The sequence below is a fragment of the uncultured Microbacterium sp. genome, assembly GCF_947489255.1.
Lineage (GTDB): Bacteria > Actinomycetota > Actinomycetes > Actinomycetales > Microbacteriaceae > Microbacterium > Microbacterium phycohabitans.
In genome coordinates, this window is sequence record NZ_CANLCY010000005.1 from 451587 (window position 1) to 470241 (window position 18655).

An 18655-nucleotide genomic window follows, 5' to 3' on the forward strand; every position below is an offset into this window, starting at 1 on the left:
TCAGCCCTTGATCGCCCCGCTGGTCATGCCCGCCACGATCTGGCGGTTGAAGAAGACGTACATGACGAGCGGCGGGATGGTGATGAGGAGGATGTCGGCGAACAGCAGGTTGAACTGCCCCGCGCTGGTCGAGCTCGATGCGTAGGCGTAGAGCGTCAGCTGCACGGTCGCGTTGGCGTCACCGGGGAGGAAGTACAGCGGGTTGGCGAAGTCGTTGAACACCGCCACCGACTGCACGACGATGACCGTGACGATGACCGGCTTCAGCAGCGGCAGCACCACCTGGAAGAACAACCGGATCGGTCCCGCACCGTCGATGAGGGCGGCCTCATCGAGCTCCCGGGGGATCGTGGAGACGAAGGCCCGGAACAGCAGGATGCAGAACGACAGGCCGAAGGTCGCCTCGATGAGGACGAGCCCGCCGAGGGTCTTGAACAGTCCGAGACCCTGGAGAACCCAGATGGTCGGCACGACCGCCGGCGGCACGATGAGCCCGGCGAGCACGAAGAAGTTGACGACCCCGTTCCACCGCGACCTCTTGCGCTGCAGCACGTAGCCGACCATCGCCGCGAGCACGACCATGACGATCACGCTCGCGACCGTCAGCACGATGCTGTTGACGAAGGCGCGGATCAGGATGCCGTTGCGATCGGCGAGGACCGCGGCGATGTTGTCCCACAGCTTCCACTCGCTGGGCCAGCTGAAGGCGAGCATCGAGGCCTCGGGCGCGGTCTTAGCCGCGGTGACGAGGATGAAGGCGAACGGCACGAGGAAGACGACGACCGACACGGCGATGGCGATCGTGCCGACGGTCCACCGTCGCACGGCGAGGCGGCTCACGCGTCCACGCTCCTTTTGTTGATGAGGATCGAGATGGGGATCATGACCGCCGTCACGACGACGAAGAGCACGACGTTGCCCGCGGTCGACAGACCGTAGAACCCCGCCTGGTACTGCTTGTAGATCACCGAGGCGATGACGTCGGAGCTGAAGCCGGGACCGCCCTTGGTCATGGCCCAGATCAGATCGAACGAGCGCAGACCGCCGATGAGCGAGAGGATGACGACCGTCCCGGTCGCCGGCCACGACAGCGGGAAGGTGATGTTGCGGAACACCTTCCACGCGCTCGCCCCGTCGACGCGGGCGGCCTCGAAGTACTCCTGCGGGATCGCGACGATGCCGGCGATGTAGATGAGCGTCGCGATGCCGAGGCCCTTCCACACGTCGACCAGGGCCACGCTGATGAGGGCGAGGTTCGGATCGGTCAGCCACCCCGGGCCCTCGATGCCGAAGACCGACAGGGCGCCGTTGACCAGACCGTCGAACGGGTCGAGCAGCACCTTGAACGTCAGGCCCACCCCGATGGTGGACACGAGCACGGGGAAGAACGTGACGGCTCGCAGGTATCCGCGCCCGATGATCTCCGACGTCAGGAGCACCGCGAGCGCGAGCCCCAGCACGACCTTGAGTCCGCTCGTGACGACGGCGTAGACGACCGTGTTCACGAACGCCAGCGACAGCTGCGGGTCGGAGAAGAACTGCACGAAGTTGTCGAGTCCGATGAACTGCACATCGAAGAGCGACCAGCGCGTGAGGCTGAAGTAGAAGGAGGCGAAAGTCGGGACGGCGAAGAGCACCACGTAGAGCGCGGCCGCGGGGATGTAGAACCACGACGGGTACATGCTGCGCGTCTTGCGACCCGCACTCGTCGCGGGGGGCGCGCCTCGACGCCGGTTGCGCACCTGGGGCGGCACCACATTGGCGAACGTCTGGGCCATCGGTCACTCCTTCGTGGGGAAGAGCGGGGCCGGAGAGGGGGTCTCCGGCCCCGCGATGCGCGGCAGCCTGGGGGCGACGACCGCACGGGGGCGCTGGACTCAGCGCGTTCTCACCAGCCGGCGAGGCCGAGCTGCTGGGCCTGCTTCTTCACGTCGTCGTCGTAAGCGGCCGCACCGTCCTGGGCGCTGGAGATGCCGGAGCCGACGCTGATGGCGATGTTCTCGAGGTTGGGTCCCTTGACGGGCGAGAGGAACTCGAGAGCGGGAGCGCTCTTGCCGTCCTCGATGTACTTCTGGATCTCCGCGACCATGGGGGCGGCGTCCGACGGCACGGAGCACGAGCTGATCGAGAACGGGCCGCCCGCCACGTAGTTGGCGTTCTGGATGTCGCAGCCCTCGGGGGAGTTGACGAAGGCGACGAACTTCTTCGCGGCATCCAGCTTCGCACCCTCGGTGGTCTTGGGGATGTAGACCGCGCTGGGCTCCCACACGGTGAGCGTGGTGTTCGCGGCCTTGTCGGCCGGCATCGCGAAGAAGCCGATGTCGGCGACCGCATCCGGGTTCGACTGCGTGATGTTGCTCAGGACGGCGCTCGAGAGCATGGGGTACATCGCCGCCTTGCCCGTGGCGAGGGCTGCGGAGCCCTCGGCGGCCGTCGCGGTGGCGAAGTCGGCGTTGAAGAGGCCCCTGTCGAAGGCGTCCTGGAGGTGCGTGAAGCCGGCGAGGGCGGGCTCCTGGGCGAACGTGGCCTTGTTGTTCGTGAAGTCGTCGGCCCAGTTCTCGTCCTGCGTCCGGACGTTGCCGAAGTCGGCGAGCAGGAACAGCTGCGAGGTCCAGGTGTCGCCGTAGGTCTGCTCGATCGGAGTGATCCCCGCCGCCTTGATCTTCTCGGCGGCCGCGACCAGCGACGACCAGTCGGTCGGCACGCTGATGCCCAGGTCGGAGAAGACCTTCGTGTTGTAGGCGATACCGCCCGCCATCGACGTGCCGAGAGGGGCGCCGTAGGTGCCGTTGTCGGTGGATGCGACGGTCTTGAAGTTGTCGGTGACCTCGGACACCCACGACTCGTCGGCGAGGTTCGCCAACGTCTGGTCGGGGTTGAGTGCCTGGAAGAGCGAGCCGGTGTTGTAGAAGAAGACGTCGTCCATCTCGCCGGTCGACAGCTGGGTCTTGACGAGGTTGTCGCCCTCGGTGCCGCCGGGACGGGTGTTGAGCGTGACCGTGATGTCGGGGTTGGCCTTCTCGAACGCCGAGATGAGCGCGTTCCCGGTGGCGATCGAGTCGTCGCCGTTGGTGGTGAGATAGGTGATCTCGACCTTGCCGTCGGCGGAGCCACCTCCCGTTGCGCCGGAGCACCCGGCGAGGGCGAGGGCGGCGAGTCCGACGCCGGCGACGACGGTCGTCGCCCGGCGCGGGGTGATGAATGAGGACACTGCTTACCTCCTTGTAAGGGGCCGGATGCTGGGGACTCCGGCCGATGCGACGCCTCGGGACTCGGTGCGAGATCGAGTGTAAACCGATCTACACAGGGCGACGAAGTGAGAATAAACCGACTGGCGCGATTTCGTCAACCGATCTACATTGAAGGGACCGACTGAAGGAGCTCGATGCTGGACAACGCATCACCCCCGGGCCCACCGACCCGCGCCGCGACGATCGAAGACGTCGCACAGCACGCCGGCGTGTCCAAGGCCGCCGTCTCGAAGGTGATCCGCGACGCCTACGGCGTGAGCGATCAGATGCGCGAGCGGGTGACGGCATCCATCGCGGCGCTCGATTACCGTCCGCGAGTGGCGGCCCGGGCGATGCGCGGCTCGACGGCGACCATCGGCGTGCAGCTGCCCCAGGTCGACAACGAGTTCTTCACGCGCATCCTCACCGGCATCGTGCAAGAGCTCAACGCCTCGGCCTACCAGTTGATCATCGCGCCGATGGCCGACCCGGTCAGCGGCACGGCCGCGCTCGAGAGCCTGTACGACCGGCAGGTCGACGGCATCATCGCGGTCGCCCCGGCCGTCCCCCAGGCCTGGCTCGAGGGTCTCGCGCGGCGCGTTCCGCTCGTGCAGGTCGGCCAGCACGACCACCCGCAGCACTACGACGTCGTGGTCGGCGACGACGATGCCGGAGCGCGCCTGGTGATGGAGCATCTCTTCGACTCGGGTCACACCCGCATCGTGCACGTGACCAACGACGAGCGGATCCTCGTCGAGCCCCGCACCGATCCGCATCCGCGGCGGCTGAGGGTGTACGAGAGCATGATGCGCGAACGGGGGCTCGAACCCGACGTCATCCGCATCGATTCGTCCGATCACGACACCCGGCACACCGTCAACGACCTGCTCGATCGCGCGACGCCTCCGACGGCGCTGTTCGCGGGCCACGACTCCCTGGCGCTGTCGGCTCTCGAGGTGTCCGCCGAGCGCGGAGTGGATGCCGCGGAATTCGCGGTCGTCGGCTACGACGACGTGCCGATCGCCAGCCATCCGCTCATCGGGCTCTCCACCGTCGACCAGCACGGGCAGGAGATGGGCGCCACCGCGGCGCAACTGCTGCTCGAGCGCATCGGCGGACGGCAGGACGCGCAGCGGCGGGTATTCTCCCCCGCGCTCCGTGTGCGCGCGACCAGTGGGTCCGCTCCCGCGGTCCGACGCACGGAGTCCTGAAGGACCACCCTCCTCGGGCCGGCCCGACTCCTCCCCCGAGGCGGATAGCCTGGAAGGCGATGTCACGGGATGAGAACGCGCGAAGAAGACTCTCCCGGAACAGCCCTCAGGGGCTCGTCGTGCTGGTGCTGGCGCTGGCGGGACTGTGCTCGTCGTTCATGTTCACCCTGGTGGTGCCCATCCAGTCGCAGCTCCCGCAGCTGCTGAACGCCTCCCGCGACGACACGGCGTGGGTCGTGACGTCCACCCTGCTCGCCGCGGCCGTGATCACCCCCATCGCCGGCCGGCTCGGCGACATGTACGGCAAACGGCGCATCGTGCTCGTGCTGCTGGTCGTGATGATCCTCGGGTCGGTGGTCGCCGCCCTGTCGACCGGCATCGTCGGCATGATCGTGGGCCGCACCCTGCAGGGCGCGATCGTGGGCGTCGTGCCGCTGGGCATCTCGATCATGCGCGACGTGCTGCACGAGAACCGCGTCGACAGCGCCATCGCGCTGATGAGCGCGACGCTCGGCGTCGGCGGCGCACTCGGACTGCCGATCAGCGCACTGGTCTCCGAGAACACCGACTGGCACTGGCTGTTCTGGATCGCCGGAGCCCTCGGCGCCGTCGTCTTCGCGCTGATCCTCTGGATCGTCCCGGTCAGCGTGCTCCGCACCGCCGGACGCTTCGACTACCTCGGCGCGGTAGGCCTGGCCGTCGGCCTCATCGGCGTCCTGCTCGCCGTGTCGCGCGGCAACACGTGGGGCTGGACCTCTCCGCTCACACTGTCGCTCGCGATCGGCGGGGTGGCCGTGCTGCTGCTGTGGGGCTGGTTCGAGCTGCGCGTCGAGAACCCGCTGCTCGACCTGCGGGTCGCCGCCCGCCGCCCGGTGCTGCTGACGAACCTGGCATCCATCGCCATGGGTTTCGCGCTGTTCACCTCGAACGTCGCCTACCCGCAGATGCTCGAACTGCCGGTGGCGACGGGCGTCGGACTGGGCCTGTCGCTGCTGGCCGCGAGCCTCGTCGTCATGCCGTCGGGCCTGGTGATGATGGTGCTCTCCCCCATCTCCGGGACCCTCGCTCGAACGATCGGGCCGCGCGTGCTGCTGGTCGCCGGGTCGATCTCGCTCATCCTCGCGTACGGCTTCAGCCTGATCTTCTCGACCGAGGTCTGGCACTTCGTCGTCGCCAACATCCTGATCGGCTTCGGCATCGGGTTCGGGTACGCCGCGATGCCGATGCTCATCATGCGCGCCGTGCCGCCGAGCGAGACCGGCGCCTCGAACGGACTCAACGCCCTCGCCCGCTCCCTCGGCACGAGTACCGCCGCGGCGATCGTCGGCGTCGTGCTCGCGACGCTGTCGACCGGCGACGGCGAGACCCGCGTGCCGACGTCGCAGGCGTTCCAGGTGTCGTTCGTGCTCGGCATCGGGGCGGCGGCGATCGCTCTGGTGCTGGCGCTGCTCATTCCGACGCGGGAGAACCCGAGCGGGGCGCGCGCGTCTCTTCCCGAGTGAGGCTCAGCCCTCGTCCGACGCCCCCGTCGACCGACCGCGCGAGCCGAACGTCCGCCGCATCCACGCCGTCACCCGCCCGGTCTGACGATCGGTGAACTCGTTCGCCAGAGCAAGGGCCTCGGCGCCGACGTCGGCGCCGCCGTCGATCGCGCGCAACGAGCGCAGCGCCCGTTCCTCCTGGCTCTCCGCCTCACGGTCCATGGCATCCACGCTACGCGTCGGCCCTCAGTCCAGCAGCAGCGCCGGCTCCTCCAGCACGGATGCCACATCGGCGATGAACCGCGAGATCCCGTCGCCGTCGACCACGCGGTGATCGAACGAACCCGACACGGTGGTCACCCAGCGGGGGCGCACCTCGCCGTCGACGACCCACGGCTTCTGGCGGATCGCACCGAGCGCGATGATGCCGGCCTCGCCGGGGTTGATGATCGGGGTCCCGGCATCCACTCCGAACACGCCGATGTTGGTGATCGTGAAGGTGCCGCCGGTCTGATCGGCCGGGCTCGTCTTGCCCTCGCGCGCGGTCAGCGTGAGGGTCTCGAGGGCCTTGGCGAGCTCGCGGGTCTTCATCGCCTGCGCGTCCTTGATGTTCGGCACGAGGAGCCCGCGGGGCGTCGCCGCGGCGATGCCGAGGTTGACGTAATGGCGCACCGAGATCTGCGCGCCGTCTTCGGTGTCGACCCACGCGGCGTTGATCATCGGCGTGCGGCGCAGGGCCCAGATGACGGCGCGCGCCATGATCAGCAGCGGAGAGATCTTCACGTCGGCGAAGTCGGGCGAAGCCTTCAGGCGCTTCACGAGCTCCATCGTGCGCGACGCGTCGACATCGACCCACACCGACACGTGCGGGGCAGAGTAGGCGCTCGAGGTCATCGCGTTGGCCGTGGCCTTGCGCACGCCGCGGACGGGGATCGACTCCTCGCGAGCGTCGTCGACGGGGGCGGATGCCGACGGCGCGGTCGCAACGGGAGCGGCGACCGGGATCGTTTCCTCTCGCACCTCGCCCCACGCGGGCGTCTCGATGTTGCGGAAGACGCTCGCCTGCTCGGCGTGCTTCACGACGTCGTCGCGGGTGACCTCGCCGGCGGGGCCGCTCGGCGTCACGGCCGAGAGGTCGACGCCGAGATCGCGCGCGAGCTTGCGGATCGGGGGCTTGGCGACCACGCCGACCGAGGCCTTCACGGGGCGCTCCGCAGACGGTCCCTGAGCCTGTCGAAGGGTGCGACGACGCGACGACACCGCGCCGCCCGTGCCGTAGCCGACGAGCACCGCTCCGCCGGGGTCGCTGGGCTCGGGAACCGTGGCGGGCGCCGCGGGCATCGGGGTGCCGGCATCCGCTGCTCCGATCGTGATGATCGGGGCGCCGACCTCCACGGTGGACCCTTCGGATGCCAGCAGCTCGCCGACCGTGCCGGAGTACGGCGACGGCAGCTCGACGAGCGACTTGGCCGTCTCGATCTCGACGATCACGTCGTTGACGGCGACGGTGTCACCCGGCGCGACGCGCCACTGCACGATCTCGGCCTCGGTGAGGCCTTCCCCGACGTCGGGGAGGACGAAGGTCTGCTCGGTCACGGTGTGTCCTTTGCTCAGGAGCCAGCATTGCACCGGCGTCGCCGCAACGGAATGCGGGAAGAGGGGGTCAGTACGCGAGAGACCGGTCGACGGCCTCGAGGATGCGGTCGGCGTCGGGCAGGTAGGTGCCCTCGAGCTTCGCGGGCGGGAACGGGACGTCGAAGCCCGACACGCGCAGCACCGGGGCCTCGAGCGCGAAGAACGCCTTCTCCATGACGGTCGCGGCGACCTCGGAGCCGAGGGAGGTGAAGCCCGGGGCCTCCTGCGCGTAGACCATGCGGCCGGTGCGGCGCACGGAATCGAGCAGCGGGCCGTAGTCGACCGGCGACAGCGAGCGCAGATCGATGACCTCGCAGCTCGTGCCCTCGCTCTCGGCGAGCGCGGCAGCCTGCAGGAGGGTCGTGACCATGGCGCCGTGGCCGACGAGTGTGACGTCGGTGCCGCGACGGACGATGCGGCTCGCGTGCAGCGGCAGGGCGGGGGCCTCGAGGTCGACCTCGCCCTTCTGCCAGTACTTGGCCTTGGGCTCGAGGAACACGACGGGGTCGGGCGAGTCGATCGCCTGCTGGATCATCCAGTACGCATCGTTCGCGTTCGAGGGGCTGACCACGCGCAGTCCCGCGGTGTGGGTGAAGTACGCCTCGGGGCTCTCCTGGTGGTGCTCGACCGCGCCGATGTGTCCGCCGTAGGGGATGCGGATGACGACGGGCATGCGCACCGCGCCCTCGTGGCGGTTCGTGATCTTCGCCAGCTGCGAGGTGATCTGGTCGAACGCGGGGAACACGAAGCCGTCGAACTGGATCTCGAGCACCGGGCGGAACCCGCCCATCGCGAGACCGATCGCGGTGCCGACGATCCCCGACTCCGCGAGCGGCGAGTCGATGACGCGGCGCGGCCCGAAGTCCTTCTGCAGGCCCTCGGTCACGCGGAAGACGCCGCCGAGCGGGCCGATGTCCTCGCCCATGAGCAGGACGCGGTCGTTCGCCTCGAGCGCGCGGCGGAGGCCGGCGTTCAGCGCGCGGCTGATCGGGAGGTTCTCGCTCACTGCGCTCCCCCTTCCATCGACGCCTCGTAGTCGTCGAGCCAGCGCTGCTCCTCCTGGATCAGCGCGTGCGCCTCGGAGTACACGCTCTCGAACATGTGGGCGCGCGGGATCGTGCCGAGCTCGTTCGTGCGCACGCGCACGTCGTCGGCGAGAGCTGCGCCCTCGGCATCCGCGTCGTCGAAGAACTGCTGCGAGGCGCCGCGGCCCTCGAGGAACGCGCGCATGCGGGCGATCGGGTCGCGCCCGGCCCACGCCTTCTCTTCGTCGGAGGTGCGGTACTTCGTGGGGTCGTCGCTGGTCGTGTGGGCGCCCATGCGGTAGGTCATCGCCTCGATCGCGCGGGGGCCGCCGCCGGCACGCGCCTCGTCGAGCGCGGTCTTCGACACGGCGTAGCTGGCGAGCACGTCGTTGCCGTCGACCTGCAGGCTCGGGATGCCGTACCCCTCGCCGCGCTTGTACAGCGGCGAGCGCGACTGGGTCGCGACGGGGACGGAGATGGCCCACTGGTTGTTCTGCAGGAAGAAGACCTCTGGGGTCTGGAAGCTGGCGGCGAAGACCATCGCCTCGTGCACGTCCCCCTGGCTGGAGGCGCCGTCGCCGTAGTAGACGATCACCGCTTCGTCGCGCTCGGGGTCGCCGGAGCCGCTCTTGCCGTCGAATACCAGGCCCATCGCCAGGCCGGTGGCGTGCAGCGTCTGCGCGCCGAGCACGAGCGTGTAGATGTGCGTGTTGCCGTTCTTGGGGTCGGTCGGATCCCACCCGCCGTGCGTGAGCCCGCGCATGAGCCGGATGATGTCGATCGGGTCGACGCCACGGATGCGCGTGACCACGTGCTCGCGGTACGAGGGGAAGATGTGGTCCTGCGCGCGGGCGGCGCGAGCCGAGCCGACCTGGGCGGCCTCCTGCCCGAACGACGGCGGCCAGAGGGCCAACTGCCCCTGGCGCTGCAGGTTGGTGGCCTGCACGTCGAACGCGCGGATCGAGACCATGTCGCGGTAGAAGGTCTCGAGTTCGGCGTCGGTCAGGGCGTCGATGAGCGGCAGGTAGCGCTCGGCCGCGGGCGTGGGGGCCAGCGTGCCGTCGGCTGCCAGAACGCGCACGAGAGCGGGGTCGTCGAGCGGGGTCATGAACCCACGCTAACGCCCGGCTCATGCGCGAGACCGCATGAGGTGCACAACGGATGCCGGGAACCGGGGTCGATATGCGACAAATCGCCCTACCCGGCCACCGGAGAGTACCGCGCGGACAGGATCCGTGCCGGCTCAGCGCCCAGAGCGTGCAGCCCGAGGGTGCGGCCGGTGAATCCACCGGCGACCTCCGTGGAGAGGTAGCGTCCGTCTTCTTGCGCGAGCCACCGCTCGCCGTCTGCGCCGATGACGCCGAAGCGGAGGTCGTCGGGGCCGTCGGCGGTGGCATCCACCGCCTCGACGACGAGGGTCACGGCCCCGCCGTCGACCCGGCCCACGTCGTCGGAAACGCTGAGCGGGCCGATCCGGGCGGCGAACGTGAGCGCGCCGGCGTCGAGACGGACCTCGTACCAGTGACGCTCGTCGAGACGCACCCGCAGCGCCACCGCGCCCGCGGAGGCATCGACCCGAGCCTCGTAGCGCCACCGGAGGTCGCGCGTGCGCGCGGAGAGAGCGGCGGGCGCGCCGGTGGCGGCATCCATGCGCCGCAGGAGCAGTCCACCGCCGGCCGCCCGCTCGACGAATGCCGTCAACGCGGCGCCGGGCGACACCCAGCGGGGGTGGAGGGGGCCGGTGAAGTCGTCGATGAAGGCCGTGTCGGCCGGAGCGGGGAGCACATCGTCGATATGGACGACCGGCCATCCGTCGACCCATTCGACGCGGGCGAGGAAGGTCTCGCGACCGTTGACGTGGAACGCGGGGCTGAAGCCCCGCGGGCGCACACCCAGGTACACCATCGCCCAGGTGCCGTCGGGGCGCTCGACCAGGTCGGCGTGGCCGGTGTTCTGCACCGGGGACGAGGTGCTGCGGCGGCTGAGGATCGGGTTGGCGGGGGCCGCTTCGAAGGGTCCGTCGATCGCGCGCGAGCGGGCGACCGAGACCGCGTGCCCGCGCTCGGTGCCGCCTTCCGCGATCAGCAGGTACCACCACCCGTCGCGCTGGAAGAGGTGCGGCCCCTCCGGGTGCGCGAGCCCCGTCCCTCCCCACACGACCCGCGGGCGTTCCCGGACCTCGCCGCGCGCGAGGTCGACGCGCGCCTGCGCGATGACCGGCAGATCGCCGCCGTGGGGGCGCAGGGCGGGGTCGAGACCGCAGTACGTCAGCACGCACGTGCCGTCGTCGTCCCACGCGAGGTCGGGGTCGATCCCGCCGAGACCGGTGAGCACGATCGGATCCGACCACGGCCCCGCCGGATCGGTCGCCGTGACCACGATCTGCTCGCCCGGCGCGTCGACGTTCGTCGTGACCAGGTAGAAGGTGCCGTCGCGGTGGCGGAGCGTCGGGGCGTAGATCCCGCGACTCGCGGCCGAGGCCCCCGCGGGGAACTGGCTCTCCCGGTCGAGGGCGTTGCCCAGCTGCGTCCACGTGCGCAGGTCGCGGCTGTGCCAGATCGGGATGCCGGGGGCGTACTCGAACGACGAGTTGGCGAGGTAGTAGTCCGCGCCCACCCGGCACACCGAGGGGTCGGGGGAGAACCCCGGGATGATCGGGGTCGTGGCGGCGTCGCGCCCGCCGCCACGCTCCACGGTCATGCCCGAGCGGTCGGGGAGGTGGCCACTGCGACCTCGACGACGCGATCGAGCGACTCCTCTTCGCCGATCGACACGCGGATGCCGTCGCCGGGGAACGGGCGCACGATGAGCCCGGCCTCCTCGAAGGCGGCCGCGACCTCGGCGGTGCGGTCTCCGGCCGCGAACCACACGAAGTTGCCCTGGGCGTCGGGGACGTTCCACCCGGTCTCGCGCAGGCGCTCGACGAGACGGTCGCGACGCTCGGCGATGACCGCGACGCGATGGAGCAGCTCGCTCTCGGCGTCGAGGCTCGCCAGCGCGGCCGCCTCGCCCGCCGCCGTCACCGACAGCGGGATCGCGGTGCTGCGCGCGGCGTCGAGCACGCCGGTGTGACCGATGGCGTAGCCGACGCGCAGACCCGCGAGGCCGTACGCCTTCGAGAACGTGCGGAGGACGACGACGTTCGGACGCGCCAGCACGGCGCGCACGCGACCGCCCTCGACCGAGGTGGTGTCGGTGACGAATTCGGCGTAGGCCTCGTCGAGCACGATGAGCACGTCGCGCGGCACCCGATCGACGAAGGAGACGAACTCGTCGTAGCCGACCGTGGGGCCGGTGGGGTTGTTGGGGCTGCACACGATCACCAGGCGCGTGCGCTCGGTGACGGCATCCGCCATCGCGGGCAGGTCGTGACGGAAGTCGGCGGTCAGCGGCACCTGCACGCTCGTCGCGCCCGCGACGGCGACCAGCGACGGGTACGCCTCGAACGAGCGCCACGCGTACACGACCTCGTCTCCCGGACCCGACGTGGCCAACAGCAGCTGGGCGAGGATCGAGACGCTCCCGGCGGCGACGTGCACCTCGTCGGCCGAGACGCCGTAGCGCGCGGCGAGGCGTTCGCGCAGGCGCGCGGCCGTGGCATCCGGATAGCGGTTGAACGCCCCCGCGGCCCGGACAGCGTCGAGGACCCCGGGTAGGGGTTCGAAGGGGTTCTCGTTGCTCGACAGCTTGAAGGCGTCGGGGCTCGCCTGCTTGCCCTGCCGATACGCGGGCAGCGCAGCGATCTCGGGACGGATGCGGGGCAGGACCGGGTCTTCGCTCACATCGCGAGCCTAACCGCGAGACGTCGCCGCGCGTCAGACCCCCCTCCTCCCCAGGTGGAGGGATTCCTGCCGCGAAGGGACTGCGCGTGCCACGATGAGGGCATGCGCTTCGTCGTCCGCGTCGCCGTCAACGCCTTCGCCATCTGGATCGTCACCCTGCTGCCCGCGCTGCAGGTGACGCTGATCCCGTTCGCCCCCGGGGAGGGGCTGCAGGTGGCGCTCACCGTGCTGGTCGTCGGCCTCATCTTCGCCCTGGTCAACACCCTCGTCGGCACGGTCGTGAAGATCGTCGCGATCCCGCTGTACATCCTCACCCTCGGGCTCATCTCGCTCGTCATCAACGGCTTCCTGCTGTGGCTGACGGGCGTCATCACCGAGAACGGGGACTGGGGTCTGCGCACGGGCGAGTTCTGGCTGACGGTCGTCGCCGCATTGCTCATCGGCATCATCAACGCCGTGCTCGGCGGCATCCTGCGTCCGCGGCGCGACGACCGGGCGCGACGCTGACGGCCGCCGCGCGCAGCCCACTGATGCGCGCGGAGCGCTTCCCCGCCATGATGGAGGGATGACCGCGAGTGCCGACGCGCCCTTCCGCGTCGTGTTCGTCTGCAGCGGCAACATCTGCCGGTCGCCGATGGCCGATGTGGTCTTCCGGCGCATCGCCGAGACGTCGGGGCTCAGCGCCCGGATCTCGTCGAGTTCGGCCGGCACGGGCGACTGGCACGTCGGCGAACGCGCCGACCACCGCACGCTCCACGCGCTCGAGCGCCTCGGATACAACGGGTCCGCGCACCGCGCGCGGCAGTTCCAGTTCGCCGACTTCGACCGCAACGACCTGGTCGTCGCCCTCGACCGCAGCCACGAGCGCGTGCTGCGCGGCTGGGCGCGCAGCGACGACGACGCCGACAAGATCGCCCTGCTGCAGTCGTTCCTGCCGGATGCCGAGACCCTCGACGTTCCCGACCCGTACTACGCGGGCCCGCCGATGTTCGACGAGGTGCTCGGTATGATCGAACGCGCCAGCCGCGCCCTGTTCCGGCAGCTCGAGCCCGCCATCCGTTCCGCGGGCTGACCTTTTCGCGCGACCCCCGGGAGACCCGTGTCCGCTCTGCCTCCGCAGCCCCTCAGCCCGCTCGACGGCCGTTACTTCGGTGCCGTGTCCGAACTCGGCGATTACCTGTCGGAGGCGGGCCTGAACCGCGCCCGCGTCGAGGTCGAGGTCGAGTGGCTGCTCGCCCTGACCGACCGGTCGCTCTTCGGCACCTCGCCGGTGTCCGACGCCGACCGCGCGAAGCTGCGCGCGCTCTACGAGGAGTTCGGCGCCGACGAGATCGCGTGGCTGAAGGACAAGGAAGCGGTCACCCGCCACGACGTGAAGGCCGTCGAGTACCTCGTGCGCGATCGCCTCGACAGCCTCGGCCTCTCCGCCCTCGCCGAGCTCACGCACTTCGCGTGCACCAGCGAGGACATCAACTCCACCGCCTACGCCCTCACCGTGCAGCGGGCCGTCGAGCGCGTGTGGCTGCCGAAGCTGCGCTCGGTCACCGCTGCCCTCACCGAGCTCGCGGTCCAGCACCGCGACGCCGCGATGCTCTCGCGCACGCACGGCCAGCCCGCGACGCCCACCACGATGGGCAAGGAGATCGCCGTCTTCGCGTGGCGCCTCGAGCGCGTCATCCGTCAGCTGGATGCCGGGGAGTACCTCGCGAAGTTCTCCGGCGCCACCGGCACGTGGTCGGCGCACGTCGCGGCCGAGCCCGACGTCGACTGGCCCGAGCTGACCCGCTCGTTCATCGAGTCGCTGGGGCTCGGCTTCAACCCCGTGACCACCCAGATCGAGTCGCACGACTGGCAGGTCGAGCTATACGACCGCGCGCGTCACGCCGGCGGCATCCTGCACAACCTCGCGACCGACATCTGGACGTACATCTCGCTCGGCTACTTCACGCAGATCCCCGTCGCGGGAGCGACCGGGTCGTCGACGATGCCGCACAAGATCAACCCGATCCGCTTCGAGAACGCCGAGGCCAACCTCGAGATCGCCGCGGGGCTCTTCGCCACCCTGGCATCCACGCTCGTCACGAGCCGCATGCAGCGCGATCTCACCGACTCCACCACGCAGCGCAACATCGGCGTCGCCTTCGGTCACTCGCTCCTCGCGCTCGACAACCTGCAGCGCGGTCTCACCGAGATCTCGCTCGCCGAAGACGTGCTGCTCGCCGATCTCGACACCAACTGGGAAGTCCTCGCCGAGGCGATCCAGACCGTCGTGCGCGCCGAGATCGCCGCGGGGCGCTCGCAGATCACCGACCCCTACGCCCTGCTGAAGGACCTCACGCGCGGACGCCGCGTCGGCGGCCCCGAGCTCGCGGACTTCGTGCGCGGACTCGACATCGGCGACGCCGCGAAGGACCGCCTTCTCGCGCTCACCCCCGCGGCGTACGCGGGCCTCGCGTCGCGGGTGGTCGACTCGCTGTAACCGTCAAGGGGCGTACACAGCGGCAGGCGATGCCACCGACACGCCGCGTCCAGCGCCGGCCGCACGGCGTGTCGGGCGTCGGGCCCGCCGTCGTGCACGCTCCTCCGCGGGTCATGACGGCCCGACACCTCGGCGCGTAACTGTTCTGGACTTCACGCGCGGCCGGGCCGTAGTGTTGACGTCAACATCCCCTGGCTTCGGCCGACGTGTGTCGCATCGTCGCGGCACGGAACGGAACAGACGCGATGACGCATCGACACCCCCTCCCCCTCCGACGCCTGCTCGCGGCCGCCACCGCTGCCGTTCTCGCCGGGGCGCTGGCATCCCCCCTCGCTGCCGCCGCGGCGACGGGCGTGCCCACCGATCCGAACGACGGTGTGCCGCGCGTCGACCCGCCGGTCACGTACGCGAAGTTCGAGCCGCTCGCCGATCCCGGCCGCGGTTCCGGCGACTACTTCCAGCCGAAGTGGTACGACACCGACGGCCGGCACATCCAGGCGCACGGCGGGCAGGTCGTCACGACCCAGGAGAACGGGCAGACCGTCTACTACTGGTACGGCGAAGACCGCACGAACGGGTACTGGAACAGCCCCGGCGTCGCGGTCTACCGCTCGACGGATGCCATGAACTGGACCAACCTCGGCGACGCCCTGCGCAGCATCACGACGCGCGACGACCTGCTCACCCCGTACTTCGAGAACCTCTACGACACCGTCGACGAGAACGGGCAGCCGCGAAACGAGAAGATCGACGCGCTCGCCTACCACCTGAATTCGCAGCGCTCGGCGGACTACACCGCCATCTTCGAGCGCCCCAAGGTGCTGCACAACGACGCCACCGGTCAGTGGGTCATGTGGTGGCACGCCGACGGACGCACCGAGCCCGGTGGCAGCACCTACGCCCGCTCGATGGCCGCGGTCGCCGTGTCGGATTCGCCGACCGGCCCCTTCCGCATGGTGGGCGCCTACCGCATGCCGAACCGCACCGACTACAAGGGCTGCTCGCAGTACGCCGTTCCCGGCCAGGCGCGCGACATGACCGTCTTCCAGGATGACGACGGCAAGGCCTACATCTCGTACTCGTCCGAGGAGAACTCCTCGCTCTACATCGCCGAGCTCGACGACAGCTACACCAACGTCGTGAAGACGACCGACTCGGACACCCTCGACGTGCACCAGTACTCGGAGGACGGCCGCTACCCCTACGTCTTCGCCGACGGCACGGCCGACGCTCCGGTGCGCGGCGAGGACTTCCAGATCGTGAAGGAGTGCGGTTACCTCGAGGCACCCGCCATCTTCGAGCGCGACGGGACCTACACCGCGATCGCCTCCGGCGCGACCGGGTGGGCCCCGAACCCGCAGACCTACTACACCGCTCAGAGCCTCATGGGCACGTGGATCCGCGGCGTCCAGGCGGGCGATGCCAACGAGAACACCTGGTACGCCAGCATGCCCGACGGTTCGGACGGCCTTCTCTCGGTCGGCGACACGAACCGTTCGACGTTCGGCTCGCAGTCGACCAATGTCTTCGAGCTCGAGCCGGGCAAGTTCGTCTACATGGGCGACCGCTGGAACGAGGGACAGTCGGACTCGACCTACGTCTGGCTGCCGCTCACGGTCGGCGAGAACGGCCGCCTCGAGATGCACAACCCCGCCGCCGAAGACCCCGCGCGCTACGGCGACGGCTGGGACGCCTCGTACTGGGATGACAAGGGCTTCGGCCACGGCACCTGGTCGCTCACCCCGAACGCGGTGCCCGAGACCGTGCGCCGTGGAACCACCGCGAACCTGCCCGCGACGGTGAACGTCGATTCGAACGGAACGGTGTCGGCCGTCGCCGTGACGTGGTCGGAGGTGGACACCAGCGTTCTCGGCCCGCAGACGGTGACCGGCACGCTCGCCGCCGACGCGGACTTCACCGTGGGGCGCAGCTTCCAGCGCACGATCACCGTCACCGAGCCCGGCATCGCCGACATCGCCTCCGAGGCGACGGTGTCGGCATCCAGCCGCAACGACCTCGTCGGCACGATCGTCGACGGCAACCCCACCGGCAAGGGCTGGGACGACTGGACCGGCAACGGCTATCCGCGCGACAGCTGGCTGCAGTTCGACTGGGGCGTGACCCGCACGTTCGACTCGATCGTCGTGCACACCTACAAGGACGGCTCCACGGCGACGTGGCCCTCGCGCATCCAGGCGCAGTACCGCGACTCCTCGGGCGCCTGGGTCGACACCGAGGTGGGGGCGACTCTGGCTCAGGATGCCACGCAGGCGGCGCCCGTGGCCGTGATCGACGCCCGCGCCCTGCCCGCGGCGAGCGCCCTGCGTCTGCGGCTGACGAGCGAGGCGAACACCTGGCAGTCGATCGCGGAGGTCGACGTCTGGGGCAACGCCTCGATCCCGAACGTGTGCCGCGGCGGCGACGCCACGGTCTCGGCATCCTTCCACCAGACGAAGTGGGCCACGATGCCCGCCGCCAACGCGTGCGACGGCAAGCAGAACACGCAGTGGTCGACCTGGACCGATGCGGGATTCCAGGATGCCGCGGCCTTCACGCTCGAGACGATGGAGATCCACCGCCTCGACCACGTCTCGTTCACCAACATCGAGGGCTCGATCACCGGCGTCTCGGCCGAGTATCGGACTCCGGGAGGCGAGTGGACCCCGGTCGCTCCGACCGGCGACGCTCCCGTGGTCGTGAACGGCACCGAGACGACCCTGTCGTTCACGAAGGTGCTCGCCACGGGCCTGCGCCTGACCTTCGCGACCCCCGGGTCGTACCTGAAGATCCCGGAGATCGTCGTCCCCGAAGCCGGAGGGATCGCGGCGATCACCCCGATGCTCTCCCCCGAAGCGCCGGCCACCGGCTGGTACCGCGGACCGGTCGCGGTGCAGCTCTCGCACGACGGTAACGACCAGGTCATCGTGCAGCACCGCACCGACGGCGGCGACTGGGTCGACGGCACGACGTTCGAGGTCACCGGAGACGGCGCACACCTCGTCGACTACCGCGCTCTGCTCGACGACGTCGAGCAGGAGGGCGTCTCGGGGTCGCTGACCGTGCGCATCGACGCGACCGCACCGGTGACCGGAGCGAGCGTCGCGGATGCCGCCGCGGCGACCCGCACCCTGGTCCTCCCCGACGTCGCGGCTCCGGTCATCGCCCGCGGTCAGGTCGTCACGCTCGAGGCGACGGATGCCACCTCCGGTGTGGCCTCCACGGAGTACTCGCTCGACGCGGGTTCGACGTGGACGACCGGGACAGAGATCGCCCTCACGACGGTGGGGACGTACCAGGTGTCGTTCCGATCGACGGATGTCGCGGGCAACGTCGAGCAGGTCCGCACCGCCGAGGTGACGGTCACGGCCCAGGGCGGCACCGACCCGGGACCCACGCCCGGCGGCACCGACCCCGGCACGACGCCCGGCGGAAGCGGGGCGGGCACGACGCCCGGTGGGAACGGCGCGGGCACGACGCCCGGCGGGAACGGGGCGGGGTCTGCACCGGCCGGCGACCGCGCGGCATCCGGTTCCGCCCCCGGCGGCCTCGCACTCACCGGGACCGAGCCGCCCCTCGCCCTCACCGTGATCGCCCTCGGCGCGGTGATCGCGGGTGCCGCGCTGGTGCTCGTCCGCCGCCGCCGCGCCTGACGCCCCTCGATCGCCACGGGACCGTTGCGACGGTTCCGGGGCGATCGTGTGTCCGGGGCGACCGCGTGTGAGGGGCGATCGCGTGTCCGGGGCGATCGGGCATCCGGAGCGACCGGGCGTCCAGGGCGACCGGGCGCCGGGCGCCGGGCGCCGGGCGCCGGG

Annotated in this window: 15 protein-coding genes; 6 read left to right on the plus strand and 9 right to left on the minus strand. The window is 70.2% G+C overall.

The genetic code is table 11. From position 1 onward, the window contains the following. The 3 genes from Q0818_RS15430 to Q0818_RS15440 all read right to left on the minus strand — a co-directional run bounded on the left by Q0818_RS15430 (position 1) and on the right by Q0818_RS15440 (position 3211). Positions 1 to 840 carry a carbohydrate ABC transporter permease gene (locus Q0818_RS15430; RefSeq protein WP_298876872.1) on the minus strand — a complete coding sequence of 280 codons (840 nt, stop codon included), beginning with the start codon at positions 838 to 840 and terminating at the stop codon, positions 1 to 3. Further along, positions 837 to 1778, minus strand: coding sequence for a carbohydrate ABC transporter permease (locus Q0818_RS15435; RefSeq protein ID WP_298876875.1), 942 nt, complete (start codon positions 1776 to 1778; stop codon positions 837 to 839). The genes Q0818_RS15430 and Q0818_RS15435 overlap by 4 nt, the downstream gene beginning before the upstream one ends. Before the next feature lie 110 nt (positions 1779 to 1888). Next, entirely contained in the window at positions 1889 to 3211 is a 1323-nt protein-coding gene (locus tag Q0818_RS15440; RefSeq protein WP_298876877.1) for an ABC transporter substrate-binding protein, read from the minus strand. A 174-nt stretch (positions 3212 to 3385) separates the two neighbouring features. On the opposite strand from Q0818_RS15440, the gene Q0818_RS15445 reads away from it, so the two are divergent. After that, on the plus strand, positions 3386 to 4441 hold the full coding sequence (locus tag Q0818_RS15445) for a LacI family DNA-binding transcriptional regulator (protein WP_298876880.1): 1056 nt from the start codon (positions 3386 to 3388) through the stop codon (positions 4439 to 4441). Between the two features lie 59 nt (positions 4442 to 4500). Beyond that, positions 4501 to 5943 (plus strand): MFS transporter, encoded by a 1443-nt coding sequence (locus Q0818_RS15450; protein WP_298876884.1) that lies wholly within the window; start codon positions 4501 to 4503, stop codon positions 5941 to 5943. Positions 5944 to 5946: 3 nt separating this feature from the next. Here the strand turns inward: Q0818_RS15450 and Q0818_RS15455 are convergent, their stop codons facing one another. From Q0818_RS15455 to Q0818_RS15480, 6 genes are all read right to left on the minus strand, one after another. Next, entirely contained in the window at positions 5947 to 6144 is a 198-nt protein-coding gene (locus Q0818_RS15455) for a hypothetical protein (RefSeq protein WP_298876887.1), read from the minus strand. Between the two features lie 24 nt (positions 6145 to 6168). Further along, complete coding sequence (locus Q0818_RS15460) at positions 6169 to 7518, minus strand: dihydrolipoamide acetyltransferase family protein (RefSeq protein WP_298876890.1); 1350 nt, start codon at positions 7516 to 7518, stop codon at positions 6169 to 6171. Positions 7519 to 7585: 67 nt separating this feature from the next. Next, positions 7586 to 8563: an alpha-ketoacid dehydrogenase subunit beta gene (locus Q0818_RS15465; protein WP_298876893.1), complete on the minus strand. Its 978-nt coding sequence runs from the start codon at positions 8561 to 8563 to the stop codon at positions 7586 to 7588. Continuing rightward, positions 8560 to 9690, minus strand: a complete 1131-nt coding sequence (locus Q0818_RS15470; protein WP_298876895.1) for a thiamine pyrophosphate-dependent dehydrogenase E1 component subunit alpha — start codon at positions 9688 to 9690, stop codon at positions 8560 to 8562. Before Q0818_RS15470 ends, Q0818_RS15465 begins: the two co-directional genes overlap by 4 nt. A gap of 89 nt (positions 9691 to 9779) precedes the next feature. Continuing rightward, the gene (locus Q0818_RS15475) at positions 9780 to 11282 is read right to left on the minus strand and encodes a glycoside hydrolase family 43 protein (RefSeq protein ID WP_298876898.1); all 1503 of its coding nucleotides are present in this window, start codon (positions 11280 to 11282) and stop codon (positions 9780 to 9782) included. Beyond that, positions 11279 to 12364: a histidinol-phosphate transaminase gene (locus Q0818_RS15480; RefSeq protein ID WP_298876900.1), complete on the minus strand. Its 1086-nt coding sequence runs from the start codon at positions 12362 to 12364 to the stop codon at positions 11279 to 11281. Before Q0818_RS15480 ends, Q0818_RS15475 begins: the two co-directional genes overlap by 4 nt. Before the next feature lie 102 nt (positions 12365 to 12466). On the opposite strand from Q0818_RS15480, the gene Q0818_RS15485 reads away from it, so the two are divergent. The 4 genes from Q0818_RS15485 (at position 12467) to Q0818_RS15500 (ending at position 18493) form a co-directional block, all read left to right on the plus strand. Then, positions 12467 to 12871 carry a phage holin family protein gene (locus Q0818_RS15485; RefSeq protein ID WP_298876903.1) on the plus strand — a complete coding sequence of 135 codons (405 nt, stop codon included), beginning with the start codon at positions 12467 to 12469 and terminating at the stop codon, positions 12869 to 12871. Between the two features lie 58 nt (positions 12872 to 12929). Beyond that, on the plus strand, positions 12930 to 13436 hold the full coding sequence (locus tag Q0818_RS15490) for a low molecular weight protein-tyrosine-phosphatase (protein ID WP_298876906.1): 507 nt from the start codon (positions 12930 to 12932) through the stop codon (positions 13434 to 13436). 27 nt (positions 13437 to 13463) lie between these two features. Next, the gene (purB, locus tag Q0818_RS15495) at positions 13464 to 14843 is read left to right on the plus strand and encodes an adenylosuccinate lyase (protein ID WP_298876909.1); all 1380 of its coding nucleotides are present in this window, start codon (positions 13464 to 13466) and stop codon (positions 14841 to 14843) included. Positions 14844 to 15088: 245 nt separating this feature from the next. Beyond that, positions 15089 to 18493 (plus strand): discoidin domain-containing protein, encoded by a 3405-nt coding sequence (locus Q0818_RS15500; RefSeq protein ID WP_298876912.1) that lies wholly within the window; start codon positions 15089 to 15091, stop codon positions 18491 to 18493. Positions 18494 to 18655 lie beyond the last annotated feature (162 nt).